A 14,314-nucleotide genomic window follows, 5' to 3' on the forward strand; every position below is an offset into this window, starting at 1 on the left:
CGCCGGCCCCCGGACTGCGGCGCGGCCCCCCCGGGCGGCGGCCGCGCGGCGCCCCGGCCCGCCCCCGGGGGGGGGGGGGGGGGGGGGGTCCGCGGGGGGGGGGGGGGGGGGGGCCCCCCCCCCACCCCGGCAGGCTCTCAGACGGCGAGCGCCTGGGCGCGGCGCTTCACCTCCGTGCCGCGATTCTCGCTCAGTGCCTGGGCGGGGGTGCCCGGCAGGGTCGGATCGGGGGTGAAGAGCCACTCCAGCATCTCTTCGTCGTTGAAGCCGTCGTCCCGCAGGAGGGTCAGGGTGCCGGAGAGGCCCTTGACCACCTTGTTGCCGGCGATGAAGGCGGCCGGCACCTGGAGAGCCCGGTTCTCACCGCGGCGTACGGCGATGAGCTGGCCCTCCTTGACCAGCTGCCGCACACGTGTCACCTCGACACCGAACATGTCGGCGATGTCGGGAAGGTGGAGCCAGGCAGGGACGAGAGCATCGATCTTTGCGTCAATCTCGGTCACGGGACAAGCGTGCCATCCCGGACCGACAGGCGGTAGCCGGGCCGACCGTACGGGCGGTGCCGGTACGCCGTCGGAGGGTCGGCGGCTGGGGAGTACGGGTGTCAGAGGGCCGTCGACTTCAGGGGTACGGAGGGGTCTGCGGCCCGCGCCGGGTCGATGCGGGTGCCCGCCTCGATGAGCCTGCGGCCCTGCGCCAGGTCGCGGGGGCGGCCCACGGCGAGGACCGCCACCAGGACGCCGTCGCGCAGCCAGCACACCGACCAGGCGGGGTCGGCGGCGTCGCCGCGCCACAGCAGGGTGTCGGCGCCCGCGTGGTGGCCCGCGTACTGCACGAACCGGTCGAACTGCTCGGACCAGAAGTACGGGACGGGGTCGTAGGCCGGCGGCGCCGGGTGGTCCCCGCCCGCGACCGCGACGATGTCGCCGGCGACGGTCCGGGGGCCCTGGAGCGCGTTGTCCCAGTGGTGGACGAGCAGGCGTTCGCCGTAACGGGCGGACGGGAACGAGGCGCAGTCGCCGACCGCGTACACGTCGGGGAGCGAGGTGCGCAGCGCGGCGTCGGCGGTCACCGAGCCGTCGGGGCCGAGCGCGATGCCCGAGCCGGCCAGCCAGCCGGTGGCGGGGCGGGCGCCGATGCCGACGACGACGGCCCCGGCCGGGATCGCGCGGTCGTCCGCGAGGACCACCCGGCCCGGTTCGACGTGGTCGACCCGGGCGCCGGTGAGGAGTTCGGTGCCGCTCTCGGCGTACCAGGCGGCCATCGGGGCGGCGACCTCGGCGGGCAGCGCGCCGGCGAGCGGCCGGTCGGCGGCCTCCAGGACGGTGACCGCGCAGCCGGCGGCGCGGGCCGCGGTGGCGAACTCGGCGCCGATCCAGCCCGCGCCGACGACCACCACGTCGTGCCGCTCGTCGAGGACGGGCCGCAGCCGGGCCGCGTCGTCGAGGGTGCGCAGCAGGTGGACGCCGGGAACGCCCTCGGTGCCGGGCAGCACGATCGGTTCGGCGCCGGTCGCGATCACCAGCACGTCGTAGGCGACGGGACCGGAGGGGGTGTCCAGTTCGTGCGCCGCGGCCCGCAGGCCGGTGACGTCGAGACCCAGTCGCAGCTCGATGTCCAGTGCCTCGAAGTCGATGTCGAAGGCGGAGTCCTCGGCCTTGCCGAGCAGCACCGCCTTCGACAACGGGGGCCGGTCGTAGGGCTGGTGGGGTTCGGCGCCGATCACCGTGACGGGGCCGGTGAAGCCCTGTTCCCGCAGAGCCACGGCCGTCTGCACACCGGCCATGCCCGCGCCGACGACGACGACGCGGCGCTCCGTGCCCGGATCCGGGCGCTCCGACTGCTGCGACTGCTGCTGATCGCTCACCTGTACACCATAAACACCTGACAGAGCGTCACGACAGGGGGAGTTCCTCCACGGTGCTGGTGCCGCTGCCCTCCCTTGCCTGGGCCCGGTGGCCCCTCACCGGCACTGGGCGGTCCTTCACCGGGTCCGGTGGACGGGGTTTAGGGTGGCCACGGTAAGACACTCGCGGGAGCCCGGACGCAGCGGGCTGAGAGGGAGGCTGGAGCGGCCTTCGACCGTACGAACCTGATCCGGGTCATGCCGGCGAAGGGAGGGGCTGGACGCCCATGCGTTCTTCTCACCACGAGGGCCGGGCCGCCCGGGACGGGGGGCCGTACGACGTCCTCGTCGTCGGGGGCGGGATCATCGGCCTGGTGACCGCCTGGCGGACCGCGCAGCGCGGACTGCGCACCGCGGTCGCCGATCCCGATCCGGGCGGAGGGGCCGCCCGCGTGGCCGCCGGGATGCTGGCCGCCGTCACCGAACTCCACTACGGCGAGGAGCTGTTGCTGGGGCTGAATCTCGCCTCGGCCGCCCGCTACCCGGCGTTCGTGGCGGAGCTGGAGGAGGCGAGCGGCCGGGACACGGGCTTTCGCGCCTGTGGCACGCTCGCCGTCGCGCTGGACTCCGACGACCGGGCCCATCTGCGGGAACTGCACGCCCTGCAACGGCGTTCGGGCCTGGAGTCGGAGTGGCTGACGGGCCGCGAGTGCCGCCGTCTGGAGCCGATGCTCGCGCCGGGCGTGCGCGGCGGGCTGCGGGTCGACGGCGATCACCAGATCGATCCGCGCCGGCTGGCCGCCGCGCTGCTGACCGCGTGCGAGCGGGCCGGGGTGGTCTTCCACCGGGCCCGGGCGGAGCGTCTGACGGTGGTGCGCGACCGGGCCGCCGGAATCGTGCTCGCCGGGGGCCTGGAGCCGGCCGCCGACCAGATCGTGCTCGCCGCGGGGAGTCTCAGCGGCCGGCTGCCGGGCCTGCCGGACGGGGTCGCGCCACCGGTCCGACCGGTGAAGGGGCAGGTGCTGCGGCTGACCGTGCCCGCCCGGTACGCGCCCTTCCTGTCCCGGACGGTCCGGGCCGTGGTCCGGGGCGGCCCCCTCTATCTCGTGCCGCGCGAGAACGGCGAACTGGTCGTCGGCGCCACCAGCGAGGAGATGGGCTGGGACACCGACGTCACCGCGGGCGGCGTCTACGAGCTGCTGCGGGACGCCCACGAGCTGGTGCCCGGCATCACGGAGCTGCCGCTCGTCGAGACCCGGGCCGGTCTGCGCCCCGGCTCCCCCGACAACGCCCCGCTGCTGGGCCCCACCGCGCTGCCCGGCCTCCATCTCGCGACCGGTCACCATCGCAACGGGGTGCTGCTCACGCCCGTCACCGGAGACGTCATGGCGGCGTCGCTGGCCGACGGCGAGCTGCCCGAGGTGGCCCGCCCCTTCACCCCGTACCGCTTCTCGCCCGCCGCCGACTCCGTACGCCAGGAGCAGCCCGCATGACCGAGCCCGTCCTCTCCCCCGCTCTCGATTCCGTGCCCCTCGCCGACTCCGCGCCCGTCCCCTCACCGGCCTCCGTCTCCGTGTCCGTGAACGGGGAGATCCGGCTCCTCGCCGCGGGCACCGCCCTGGACGCGCTGGTCGCCGGGCTGACCTCGGCCCGCTCCGGTGTCGCGGCGGCCGTCAACGAGAGCGTCGTGCCGCGCGGGCAGTGGTCCGCCACGGCGCTGCGCGACGGAGACCGGGTCGAGATCCTGACCGCGGTCCAGGGAGGCTGATCGTGTCCGACGACCTCTTCGCCCTCGGCGACACCGCGTTCGGCTCCCGGCTGATCATGGGCACGGGCGGGGCGCCCAGCCTCGATGTGCTGGAACGCTCCCTCGTCGCCTCCGGAACCGAGCTGACCACCGTCGCGATGCGCCGCCTCGACCCGACCGTGCAGGGCTCGGTGCTCTCCGTCCTGCGACGGCTCTCCATCCGTGTCCTGCCGAACACGGCGGGCTGCTTCACCGCGGGCGAGGCCGTGCTGACCGCCCGGCTGGCCCGCGAGGCCCTCGGCACCGACTGGGTCAAGCTGGAGGTGGTGGCCGACGAGCGGACCCTGCTGCCCGACCCGGTCGAGCTGCTGGACGCCGCGGAGACCCTGGTGGACGACGGTTTCACCGTGTTGCCGTACACCAACGACGACCCGGTGCTGGCCCGCCGGCTCCAGGACGTGGGCTGCGCGGCGGTGATGCCGCTCGGCTCCCCCATCGGCTCCGGTCTCGGCATCCGCAATCCGCACAACTTCCAGCTGATCGTCGAGCAGGCGCGGGTGCCGGTGATCCTCGACGCGGGCGCCGGGACCGCCTCGGACGCGGCGCTGGCGATGGAGCTGGGTTGCGCTGCGGTGATGCTGGCCTCCGCCGTGACCCGGGCCCAGGAGCCCGAGCTGATGGCCGCCGCGATGCGGCACGCGGTGGCGGGCGGACGGCTGGCGTACCGGGCGGGCCGGATCCCGCGCCGGCACTTCGCCGAGGCGTCGTCGCCGGTGGCGGGGCGCGCGGTGCTGGACCCGGAGCGCCCGGCCTTCTGACCGGGGTGCCCGGGCGTCCCGGCGGTCACCGGGTGAGCGTGTCCCTGTCACGGCTCGGCTGCGGTTCGGCCCCGGAGCCGTCCGGGTCGTCGGGCGGTGCCCGCGGCGGCTCGTAGACTCGCATCTGTGGATACGACCCTCCAGGACCCGCTCGTCGGGCAGCTGCTCGACGGCCGCTACCGCGTCGATACCCGCATCGCCGTGGGCGGCATGGCCACGGTCTACCGGGCCGTGGACACCCGGCTCGACCGGGTGCTCGCTCTCAAGGTGATGCATCCGGCACTCGCCACCGACGCGTCCTTCGTGGAGCGGTTCATACGCGAGGCCAAGTCCGTGGCCCGGCTCGCGCACCCGAATGTGGTCGGGGTCTTCGACCAGGGAGCCCAGGGCCAGTACGTCTACCTCGCGATGGAGTACGTCCCGGGCTGCACGCTGCGCGACGTGCTGCGCGACCGCGGCGCCCTCCAGCCGAGGGCCGCGATGGACATCCTGGAGCCGGTGCTCGCCGCGCTCGGCGCCGCGCACCGGGCGGGCTTCGTGCACCGCGACATGAAGCCGGAGAACGTCCTGATAGGGGACGACGGCCGGGTCAAGGTCGCCGACTTCGGTCTGGTGCGGGCGGTGGGCTCCGTCACCAGCACCACCGGATCGGTGCTCGGGACCGTCTCGTACCTCGCCCCCGAGCAGATAGAACACGGTACGGCGGACACCCGTACCGACGTGTACGCCTGTGGCGTGGTCCTGTACGAGATGCTGACCGGCGCCAAGCCGTACACCGGGGACACCCCGGCCCAGGTCATCTACCAGCATCTCAACGAGGACGTCCCGCCCCCGTCGGCCCTCGTCCCGGACCTCCCGGGCGCGCTCGACGACCTGGTGGCGAGCGCGACCGCGCGCAGCGCCGAGGTCCGCCCGTCCGACGCGGTGGCCCTGCTCGCCGAGACCCGCGAGGCCCGTTCCGCGCTCACCGACGCCCAGCTGGACGCCGTACCGCCGCAGGCCCGCGCCGGGGAGCGCGACGCCACCGAGGACCGCACGAGCGTGATCCCGCGGCTGCTCCCGGACGACCGGGGCGTCGCCCATCACACCAGCCGACTGGAAATGCCCCTGCCGACGCCGCCGCGACCCGCACCGCGCGCCCCATGGCGCCGCAGCCCCCGGCGCTCCGTCGTCACCGCGCTCGTCGCAGTGCTGCTGGTGCTGGGGATCGGCACCGGTGTCTGGTACATCAACTCCGGGCAGTTCACCCGGGTGCCCTCGGTGCTCGGCCAGACCGAGAAGACCGCCCAGAAGCGGCTCTCGGACGCCGGTCTGGAGCTCAAGGGCGTCGAGCGGGCCTACAGCGACACCGTGGAACGAGGCAAGGTCATCAGCAGCGACCCCGGGTCGGGCGACCGTATCCGGGGGAACGACGCGGTGAAGCTCGTCGTCTCGCGCGGCCCCGAGATCGTGAAGGTGCCCGATGTCCAAGGCCTCGCGCTCGCCGACGCCAAACGTGATCTGACGGAGGTCGGCCTGGTGCCCGGCATGGTCACCAAGGAGTTCAGCGAGGAGACGGCACGGGGCGAGGTGATCCGTACGGAACCCGCGGCGGGCGCCGAGCGCCGCTCCGGCTCCGCGGTCGCCCTGGTCGTCAACAAGGGCGCTCCGGTCGATGTGCCGGATGTCACCGGGCTGTCCGTCGAGGACGCCACCGCCGCGCTGGACAAGGAGGGGCTGAAGGCCGAGGTGCTGCCCGACCGGGTCCACTCCCCCGAGGTCGCCGGCGACATCGCCCATCAGTCGCTGGGCGAGGGCAGCCGGGCTGCCGAGGGCGACACCATCACGCTCACGGTCTCCAAGGGGCCGCGACTGATCGCCGTCCCGGACGTCACCGGGAAGGACATCGACGACGCAAGGAGCGAACTGGAGGACGCGGGCTTCGAAGTCAAGGTCGACCGCCCGCTCCTCTCCTTCAGCGACACCATCGCGAGCCAGTCCGTCGAGGGCGGCGAACGGGCCCCCGAGGGCAGCACCATCACCATCAGAACCAAGGGGCTCTAGATCCGCATGCGCAACCCAGTCGGCGGCCATGTTCCCGTGGCCGGCGGTCTCGCCAGGGTCGGCCTGCCCTACGCCCGGGAGATGGGGGCGGAGGCGGTGCAGGTCTTCGTCGCCAATCCGCGCGGCTGGGCGACCCCCGTGGGCAACCCCGCCGAGGACGAGCGGTTCCGCGCCGAGTGCGCCGTCGCCTCCGTACCCGCGTACGTCCACGCCCCGTATCTGATCAACTTCGGCTCGCACACCGAGGCCACCGTGGAGAGATCGGTGGACTCGCTGCGCCATTCGCTGCGCCGGGCCCGCGAGATCGGCGCGCTGGGCGTCGTGGTGCACACCGGCTCGGCGACCGGCGGCCGGCCGCGCGAACGGGCCCTCGCCCAGGTGCGTACGCACATGCGGCCGCTGCTGGACGAGCTGACGCACGACGACGACCCGTTCCTGCTGCTGGAGTCCACGGCCGGCCAGGGGTCCTCGCTCTGCTCACGGACCTGGGACTTCGGCCCGTACTTCGAGGCGCTCGACTCCCACCCCAGGCTCGGCGTGTGCCTCGACACGTGCCACATTCACGCGGCGGGCCACGACCTGTCGGGCCCGGAGGGCATGCGGCAGACCCTGGACCTGCTGGTCGACACCGTCGGCGCGGGCCGGCTGAAACTGATCCACGCCAATGACTCCAAGGAGGCGGCGGGAGCCCACAAGGACCGGCACGCGAACATCGGCGCCGGGCACATCGGTACGGAACCGTTCCGGGAGCTGTTCTCCCATCCGGCCACCGCGGGCGTGCCGTTGATCATCGAGACGCCGGGCGGAAAGGATGGCCACGCGGCGGACGTGGCCCGGCTGAAGGGGCTGCGCGACCGGGGCTGAGTTCCTCGTCCTTCAATCTTCGCCCCCATGATGGTTACCCCTCCGGGGTATACGCTTCCCGCTGCCGAAGGAGCCGTCATCCGGTATGGGGGATCGCCATGCAGCACGACACGAAGAACGGGCAGCACGGGCACAGCCCGCACGCCGAGCAATCGGATCAGGCCGCCCGCGACGCCCACACCAGTCACTCGGGCCACACCGGCCATGTCGGCCACGCGGTGGTGCACCAGTACCACCACTGACGGCAGACCGGGCGGATCCGACGCCCATCGGGTCAAAGCTCGGGGCCGTCCCCGGGCTCTTCCTGGTACGAGTAACGCTGCTCGTGCCACGGGTCGCCGATGTTGTGGTAGCCGCGCTCCTCCCAGAAGCCGCGGCGGTCCGCCGTCATGTACTCGACGCCGCGGACCCACTTGGGCCCCTTCCAGGCGTAGAGGTGCGGCACGATGAGCCGGAGCGGGAAGCCGTGCTCGGCGGTGAGCAGCTCACCGCCCTTGTGGGTGGCGAAGATCGTTCGGTCCGAGGCGAAGTCGGAGAGCCTCAGGTTCGAGCTGAAGCCGTACTCGGCCCAGACCATCACGTGCGTGACGTTCGGCGCGGGCGGCGCGAGTTCCAGAACCGTACGGGCGAGGACCCCGCCCCATTCGGCGCCGAGCATGCTGTATTTCGTGACGCAGTGCAGGTCGGCGACGACCGAGGAGTACGGCAGCGCCGAGAACTCCTGATGGTTCCAGCAGTGCTTAGCGCCGTCCGCGGTGGCGCCGAAGACGCGGAACTCCCAGCGATCCGGCTTGAACTTGGGCACCGGCCCGTAGTGGGTGACCGGCCAGCCGCGCTGGAGTCGCTGTCCCGGCGGAAGCTCCGACTGCTCTGACGCGCGGTTTTCCCGGCTTTCCGGCTGACCCATGCCTCCATGGTGACAGACAGGCAGGGGTGGTTCCGACCGGGGTGTAGATAATTCCGGCAAATCCCACTAAGCGTGTACTTACTGGACGATCAAGGGGTGCAGTGCGAGGATTCGGCCAACTTGCCGTATTCGCTGGCATTCACTGTCATCCACCGGTATTGGCCGGTACCCACCGGCCGGAAGGAGCCTCTTCGATGCAGGGCGATCCCGAGGTCCTTGAGTTCCTGAACGAGCAGCTGACCGCCGAACTGACCGCGATCAACCAGTACTTCCTTCATTCCAAGATGCAGGAGCACGCCGGCTGGCTGAAGCTCGCGAAGTACACCCGCGCCGAGTCGTTCGACGAGATGCGGCACGCCGAGATCCTCACGCACCGGATCCTCTACCTCGACGGACTGCCCAACTACCAGCGGCTGTTCCACGTAAGGGTGGGTCAGACCGTCACCGAAATGTTCCAGGCCGACCTCCAGATCGAGGTGGAGGCGATCGATCGCCTGCGGCGCGGGATCGACCTGATGCGCGGGAAGGCCGACATCACGTCCGCGAACATCTTCGAGGCGATCCTCGCCGACGAGGAGCACCATGTCGACTACCTCGAAGCCCAGTTGGAACTCGTCGAGAAGCTCGGCGAACCGCTCTACATCGCGCAGCAGATCGAGCAGCCGCACGACGAGGGACACAGCGGCGAGACGGGCCTCAAGGGGTACGGAGGACACTAGGGCGTGTCCAGATCACAACTCCGGACACGCCCTAGGGCGTGTTGCGAGAGCGCCGGAGCCGGGCGAAGAGGTCAGGCCGCCTCGGGGAGCCGGGCGGGCCGTACGGCACCCGGAGCGACCGCCGGGGCGAGGGCGTCGGCATCGCCTCCGGTGACATCGGAGCCGGCGCCGGGCGTCCGCTTCCGGTCGAGCAGCTCACGGCGCGGGCAGGTGCCGCGACCCAGGACGGCCTGGATGGCGCGGACACAGCCGCCGCAGTCCGTGCCCGCCTTGCAGACGGAGGCGATCTTCCGGGGGGTGCAGGCCCCGGCTTCCGCATGCTCCTTGACCTGCTGCTCCGTAACGCCGAAGCACGAGCAGACGTACATGCGGTTCACTCCCGACGGGTTCGGTCCTTGACTGCCAGACCGTCCCCCTACCCGGTGAGGCAAACCTAACCTTACCCTGCGCGCAAGGTGCCGGGAACCTTCGAAAGCCCTGTGGGGCACGGATCACAGCGACCCGTGCCCCACAGTCGTACGCCTGTCACCTGCGGTGACGCGGTGCCGCCTACTGGTCGCGGTACATCTCGGCGACCAGGAACGCCAGGTCGAGGGACTGGCTCCGGTTGAGGCGGGGGTCGCAGGCCGTCTCGTAGCGCTGGTGCAGATCGTCCACGAAGATCTCGTGCCCGCCGCCGACGCACTCGGTGACGTCGTCGCCGGTGAGCTCCACGTGGATGCCGCCCGGGTGCGTGCCGAGGCCCTTGTGCACCTCGAAGAAGCCCTTGACCTCGTCCAGGACGTCGTCGAAGCGGCGGGTCTTGTGGCCGGAGGCCGCCTCGAAGGTGTTGCCGTGCATCGGGTCGGTCACCCACGCCACGGTGGCCCCGGACGCGGTGACCTTCTCCACCAGCTCGGGGAGCTTGTCACGGACCTTGTCCGCGCCCATGCGGACGATGAAGGTCAGCCGGCCCGGCTCCCGGTCGGGGTCGAGTCGCTCGATGTACTGCAGCGCCTCCCCGGCCGTCGTGGTCGGACCGAGCTTGATGCCGATCGGGTTGCGGATCTGCGCGGCGAACTCGATGTGTGCGTGGTCCAACTGCCGGGTGCGTTCGCCGATCCAGACCATGTGGCCGGAGGTGTCGTACAGACGGCCGGTGCGCGAGTCGACACGGGTCAGGGCCGACTCGTAGTCCAGCAGCAGGCCCTCGTGCGAGGCGTAGAACTCGACGGCCTTGAACTCCGCCGGATCCGTGCCGCACGCCTTCATGAAGTTCAGCGCGTTGTCGATCTCGCGGGCGAGCGCCTCGTAGCGCTGGCCCGACGGCGACGACTTCACGAAGTCCTGGTTCCAGGCGTGCACCTGGCGCAGGTCGGCGTAGCCACCGGTGGTGAAGGCACGCACCAGGTTCAGCGTGGAGGCGGACGCGTGGTACATCTGCTTGAGCCGCTGCGGGTCCGGGACCCGGGCCTCCTCGGTGAAGGCGAAGCCGTTCACCGAGTCGCCGCGGTAGGTCGGCAGGGTGACGCCGTCGCGGGTCTCGGTGGGCTTGGAGCGCGGCTTGGAGTACTGGCCCGCGATCCGGCCCACCTTGACGACCGGCACGGACGCCGCGTAGGTGAGGACGGCACTCATCTGGAGCAGCGTCTTCAGCTTGGCCCGGATGTGATCGGCCGACACGGCGTCGAACGCCTCGGCGCAGTCACCACCCTGGAGCAGGAACGCCTCGCCCTTGGCGACGGCTGCCATACGGGCGCGCAGCTGATCGCACTCGCCCGCGAACACGAGCGGCGGATACGACGCGAGTTCCGCGAGTACGTCGCGCAGAGCCCCGGCATCGGGGTACTCGGGCTGCTGCGCCGCGGGAAGGTCTCGCCAGGTGTTGCCACCGGCGACGGAGGTGTTGGCGTTCACGGTCACACCGACAACACTACGGGGTCCGGCGCCGCGTCCATCCGAAAGCTCAATAGTTGAGACGCGCGCTCGGATGACCCACCCGCGGCCCGCCCTCCCGCCGGGGCCGCCGCCTGTCCGTCGGAGGATCCGCCCACGACTTCCCGGGCGGATCCTCCGACGGGGATCGCACCGGATTCCGTTGGGGACGCCCCGTCCATCCGCTAGGGTTCGGGGCATGTTCGCGCAGACGACCCAGAACCGGTGGTGGACCGCTCATCCGGCGGCCCACTGATCGATCGCGCGACAGACCACGCGAAGGCCGCCCGAGGGGCGGCCTTCTTCGCGTTCGGGAGCCGTTCCTCCTCATGGAAGGAACACCCGTGTCCCAGCCCCAGCCCCGCCCCCGCCGCACCGGCTCCGTCGTCGAACGGCTGCTCGGTGACGACTGCCCGCCGTTCGCCCTGCTGCACCGGCGCACCCCGGGCCACGACCAGGACGTCGTCGAGGTGCTGATCGGCCCGGTGCGGGAGGTGGACCGGCTCGCCGACCTGCCGGTCGGACCGCTGCCCTCGCTCGCCCTGGTGCCGTTCCGGCAGATCGCCGAGCGCGGCTTCGACGTGCGCGACGACGGCACGCCGCTGTCCGTGCTGGTCGCCGACGAGGTGCACGAGCTGCCGCTCGCCGAGGTGCTGGAGCACCTGCCGGTGCGGGACGTACCGGTCGTCGGCGGTGGCTTCGACGTCCCCGACGAGGAGTACGCGGAGATCGTCCGCAGGGTCGTCGAGGACGAGATCGGGCGGGGCGAGGGCGCAAACTTCGTCGTCCGGCGCACCTTCCGGGGCGAGATCCCCGGCTTCGGCCGGGCCGACGCGCTGGCCCTGTTCCGGCGGCTGCTGGCCGGTGAGCGCGGCGCGTACTGGACGTTCGTGGTGCACACCGGGAGCGGACGGGGGCCCGACGGGGCTTCCTCGGAGGGGGCTTCCCGGGCAGGGCGGAGGACGGCCGGGCGGACGCTGGTCGGGGCGAGCCCCGAGGTGCACGTGCGGATGTCCGGCGGGACGGTCGTGATGAACCCGATCAGCGGCACGTACCGCTACCCCGCCGAGGGACCGACCGCCGAGGGCCTGCTGGAGTTCCTCGCCGATCGCAAGGAGCGCGACGAGCTCTCCATGGTCGTCGACGAGGAGCTGAAGATGATGTGCACCGTGGGCGACATGGGCGGGGTGGTGGTCGGGCCCCGCCTCAAGGAGATGGCCCATCTCGCGCACACCGAGTACGAGCTGCGCGGACGCTCCTCGCTCGACGTGCGGGAGGTGTTGCGGGAGACCATGTTCGCGGCGACGGTCACCGGCTCGCCCGTGCAGAACGCCTGCCGGGTCGTCGAGCGGTACGAGTCCGGCGGGCGCGGCTACTACGCGGGGGCGCTGGCGCTGCTGCGGCAGGAGCCGGGCGGGGCGCAGACCCTGGACTCGCCGATCCTGATCCGTACCGCCGACATCGCGGCCGACGGCCGGCTGCGGGTGCCGGTCGGGGCGACGCTGGTACGCCACTCGGACCCGGAGGGCGAGGTCGCCGAGACGCACGCGAAGGCGGCCGGGGTGCTCGCCGCGCTGGGGGTGCGGCCCGGCCGGCCCGGAGCAGGGGCGGCGGGCCCGGCGCGGCTGGCCGACGACCCGCGGGTGCGGGCGGCGCTGGATGCCCGGCGGGACGGGCTCGCCCCATTCTGGCTGCGGATGCAGAAGCGGACCCACGAGGGGGCCGGCCGTGCGCTGGTGGTCGACGGGGAGGACACCTTCACCGCGATGCTGGCCCATCTGCTGCGCTCCTCGGGGCTTCAGGTGGCGGTGCACCGCTTCGACGAGCCTGGGCTGCGCGAGCGGGTGCGCGGCCACGCGGGTCCACTCGTGCTGGGTCCCGGGCCCGGGAACCCCGGCGACACGGCCGATCCGAAGATGCGGCTGCTGCGCGGGCTCGCGGCGGAGCTGGTCCGCGACCACCGGCACGGGCTGCTGGGGGTCTGTCTGGGCCATGAGCTGATCGCGGCGGAGCTGGGGCTGGACATCGTCCGCAAGACCGTGCCGCATCAGGGCGCCCAGGTCCGGATCGATCTCTTCGGGCGGCCGGAGACGGTCGGCTTCTACAACAGCTTCACGGCGCGCTGCGACGAGGCGGCGGCCGTCGAGCTGGCGGCGCACGGCATCGAGTCGAGCGTGGATCCGGCGACCGGGGAACTGCACGCGCTGCGCGGGCCGGGCTTCGCGTCGGTGCAGTTCCATCCGGAGTCGGTGCTGACGCTGCGCGGCACGGCGATCGTGGCGGAGCTGCTCGCGGGGCTGCCGGTCGGCGGCTGAGAGCCTGTCGGGTGACCTCCGACCGGGCGGGCCCCGGGGACCGGCGCGGCCCTTGGGCGTCAGCCCGCCGGGAGCGCCGGTACGAGGACGTTCTCGCTGCGGCGGCCGGCCAGGTGGTCGGCGATGTTGCGCACAGTGGTGTCGACGATCTGGGACACGGCGTCACGGGTGTAGTACGCCTGGTGCGAGGTCACGACGACGTTGGGGAAGGTGACGAGCCGGGCGAGGGTGTCGTCGTCGATGCCCTCCAGGGACTTGTCGACGAAGAAGAGCCCGGCCTCCGCCTCGTACACGTCGAGTCCGACGCCCAGGAACCGGCCCGCGCGCAGCTCGGCGACCAGCGCGTCGGTGTCGACGAGACCGCCTCGGCTGGAGTTGACCAGGATCGCGTCGTCCTTCATCCGGGCCAGGGCCCGGGCGCCGATCAGGTGGTGGGTCGCGGGCAGCAGCGGGACGTGCAGGCTGATCAGGTCGGCCTCGGCGAGGAGCCGGTCCTTGTCGGCGTACTCCATGCCGAGTGCGGTGCAGGCGGGGTTCTCGGTGACGTCCCAGCCGAGCAGTCTCATGCCGAAGCCGTGGGCGATACGGGTGAACGCCTCGCCGATCCGGCCCGTGCCGATCACCCCGGCCGTGCGCCCGTGCATGTCCCGGCCGAGGAGGCCGTCGAGCCGGAAGTCGAAGTCGCGGGTGCGGCTCGCGGCCCGGACGACGCGGCGGTTGACCGCCATCGCGAGGGTCCAGGCGAACTCCGCGACCGAGTACGGCGAGTAGCGGGAGACCCGGGCGACCCGCAGGGCGAGCCGTTCGGCGATGTCGAGATCGATGTTGTTGAAGCCGGTGGACCGCTGGGCGATCATCTGCGTGCCCCCGGCCGCGAGCGTCCGCAGGACGCGGCTGCCGAGGTCGGCGTTGACGCTGGTGGAGATGATCTCGTGGCCCGCCGCGATGGGGGCGGTGTCGGCGGTGAGGAAGACGTCCAGGCACCGGACCTCGTGCCGCCCGGCGAAGGCCCTGTCGAAGGCCCTCTCGATCAGCGGCTTCTCGTCGGACTGCACACCGAAGGCCAGGATTTCCACGACTGCTCCCGTTCGACGCGCGGACCGGGGACCGGGGCGGGCGCCGGTCGTCGCGCATGTGCCGG

The 14,314-nt window shown here is 72.3% G+C and carries 15 protein-coding genes and 1 riboswitch; of the genes, 9 read left to right on the forward strand and 6 right to left on the reverse strand.

Going from position 1 to position 14,314, the window contains the following annotated elements; genetic code table 11:
- Positions 1-137 precede the first annotated feature (137 nt).
- On the reverse strand, positions 138-503 hold the full coding sequence (locus ACFYXM_RS01065) for an Rv2175c family DNA-binding protein (protein WP_389285636.1): 366 nt from the start codon (positions 501-503) through the stop codon (positions 138-140).
- A gap of 101 nt (positions 504-604) precedes the next feature.
- Complete coding sequence (locus tag ACFYXM_RS01070; protein ID WP_389285925.1) at positions 605-1,786, reverse strand: NAD(P)/FAD-dependent oxidoreductase; 1,182 nt, start codon at positions 1,784-1,786, stop codon at positions 605-607.
- Positions 1,787-2,022: 236 nt separating this feature from the next.
- Positions 2,023-2,136, forward strand: a riboswitch (TPP riboswitch).
- Here ACFYXM_RS01070 and thiO point away from each other — a divergent pair.
- The 6 genes from thiO to ACFYXM_RS01100 all read left to right on the forward strand — a co-directional run bounded on the left by thiO (position 2,134) and on the right by ACFYXM_RS01100 (position 7,560).
- Entirely contained in the window at positions 2,134-3,339 is a 1,206-nt protein-coding gene (gene thiO, locus ACFYXM_RS01075) for a glycine oxidase ThiO (protein ID WP_389285637.1), read from the forward strand. Its footprint overlaps the riboswitch before it by 3 nt.
- Positions 3,336-3,614, forward strand: a complete 279-nt coding sequence (gene thiS, locus ACFYXM_RS01080) for a sulfur carrier protein ThiS (RefSeq protein WP_389285638.1) — start codon at positions 3,336-3,338, stop codon at positions 3,612-3,614. Before thiO ends, thiS begins: the two co-directional genes overlap by 4 nt.
- 2 nt (positions 3,615-3,616) lie before the next feature.
- Positions 3,617-4,411, forward strand: coding sequence for a thiazole synthase (locus ACFYXM_RS01085; protein ID WP_389285639.1), 795 nt, complete (start codon positions 3,617-3,619; stop codon positions 4,409-4,411).
- Between the two features lie 126 nt (positions 4,412-4,537).
- Positions 4,538-6,454 carry a Stk1 family PASTA domain-containing Ser/Thr kinase gene (pknB, locus tag ACFYXM_RS01090; protein WP_389285641.1) on the forward strand — a complete coding sequence of 639 codons (1,917 nt, stop codon included), beginning with the start codon at positions 4,538-4,540 and terminating at the stop codon, positions 6,452-6,454.
- 6 nt (positions 6,455-6,460) lie between these two features.
- The gene (locus tag ACFYXM_RS01095) at positions 6,461-7,318 is read left to right on the forward strand and encodes a deoxyribonuclease IV (protein ID WP_389285643.1); all 858 of its coding nucleotides are present in this window, start codon (positions 6,461-6,463) and stop codon (positions 7,316-7,318) included.
- Positions 7,319-7,416: 98 nt separating this feature from the next.
- A complete protein-coding gene (locus ACFYXM_RS01100; protein ID WP_389285644.1) occupies positions 7,417-7,560 on the forward strand; it encodes a hypothetical protein in 144 nt (47 codons plus the stop codon).
- Between the two features lie 32 nt (positions 7,561-7,592).
- Here the strand turns inward: ACFYXM_RS01100 and ACFYXM_RS01105 are convergent, their stop codons facing one another.
- The gene (locus ACFYXM_RS01105; protein ID WP_389285646.1) at positions 7,593-8,225 is read right to left on the reverse strand and encodes a sulfite oxidase-like oxidoreductase; all 633 of its coding nucleotides are present in this window, start codon (positions 8,223-8,225) and stop codon (positions 7,593-7,595) included.
- A 194-nt stretch (positions 8,226-8,419) separates the two neighbouring features.
- Here ACFYXM_RS01105 and bfr point away from each other — a divergent pair, with 194 nt between their 5' ends.
- On the forward strand, positions 8,420-8,944 hold the full coding sequence (bfr, locus tag ACFYXM_RS01110; RefSeq protein ID WP_389285648.1) for a bacterioferritin: 525 nt from the start codon (positions 8,420-8,422) through the stop codon (positions 8,942-8,944).
- Between the two features lie 71 nt (positions 8,945-9,015).
- On the opposite strand, the gene ACFYXM_RS01115 is transcribed toward bfr, so the two are convergent.
- Together ACFYXM_RS01115 and ACFYXM_RS01120 are read right to left on the reverse strand one after the other, a co-directional pair.
- Positions 9,016-9,312 carry a bacterioferritin-associated ferredoxin gene (locus ACFYXM_RS01115; RefSeq protein WP_389285927.1) on the reverse strand — a complete coding sequence of 99 codons (297 nt, stop codon included), beginning with the start codon at positions 9,310-9,312 and terminating at the stop codon, positions 9,016-9,018.
- Between the two features lie 181 nt (positions 9,313-9,493).
- Positions 9,494-10,840, reverse strand: a complete 1,347-nt coding sequence (locus tag ACFYXM_RS01120; protein ID WP_389285929.1) for a class II 3-deoxy-7-phosphoheptulonate synthase — start codon at positions 10,838-10,840, stop codon at positions 9,494-9,496.
- A gap of 217 nt (positions 10,841-11,057) precedes the next feature.
- Here ACFYXM_RS01120 and ACFYXM_RS01125 point away from each other — a divergent pair, with 217 nt between their 5' ends.
- A complete protein-coding gene (locus ACFYXM_RS01125) occupies positions 11,058-11,114 on the forward strand; it encodes a trp operon leader peptide (protein WP_138057791.1) in 57 nt (18 codons plus the stop codon).
- A gap of 88 nt (positions 11,115-11,202) precedes the next feature.
- Positions 11,203-13,173, forward strand: coding sequence for an anthranilate synthase family protein (locus ACFYXM_RS01130; RefSeq protein WP_389285650.1), 1,971 nt, complete (start codon positions 11,203-11,205; stop codon positions 13,171-13,173).
- A gap of 59 nt (positions 13,174-13,232) precedes the next feature.
- Here ACFYXM_RS01130 and ACFYXM_RS01135 read toward each other — a convergent pair whose 3' ends face one another.
- The gene (locus ACFYXM_RS01135) at positions 13,233-14,249 is read right to left on the reverse strand and encodes a 2-hydroxyacid dehydrogenase (RefSeq protein WP_389285652.1); all 1,017 of its coding nucleotides are present in this window, start codon (positions 14,247-14,249) and stop codon (positions 13,233-13,235) included.
- Positions 14,250-14,314: the final 65 nt, after the last annotated feature.

The sequence above is a fragment of the Streptomyces sp. NPDC002476 genome, assembly GCF_042889785.1.
Classification (GTDB): domain Bacteria; phylum Actinomycetota; class Actinomycetes; order Streptomycetales; family Streptomycetaceae; genus Streptomyces.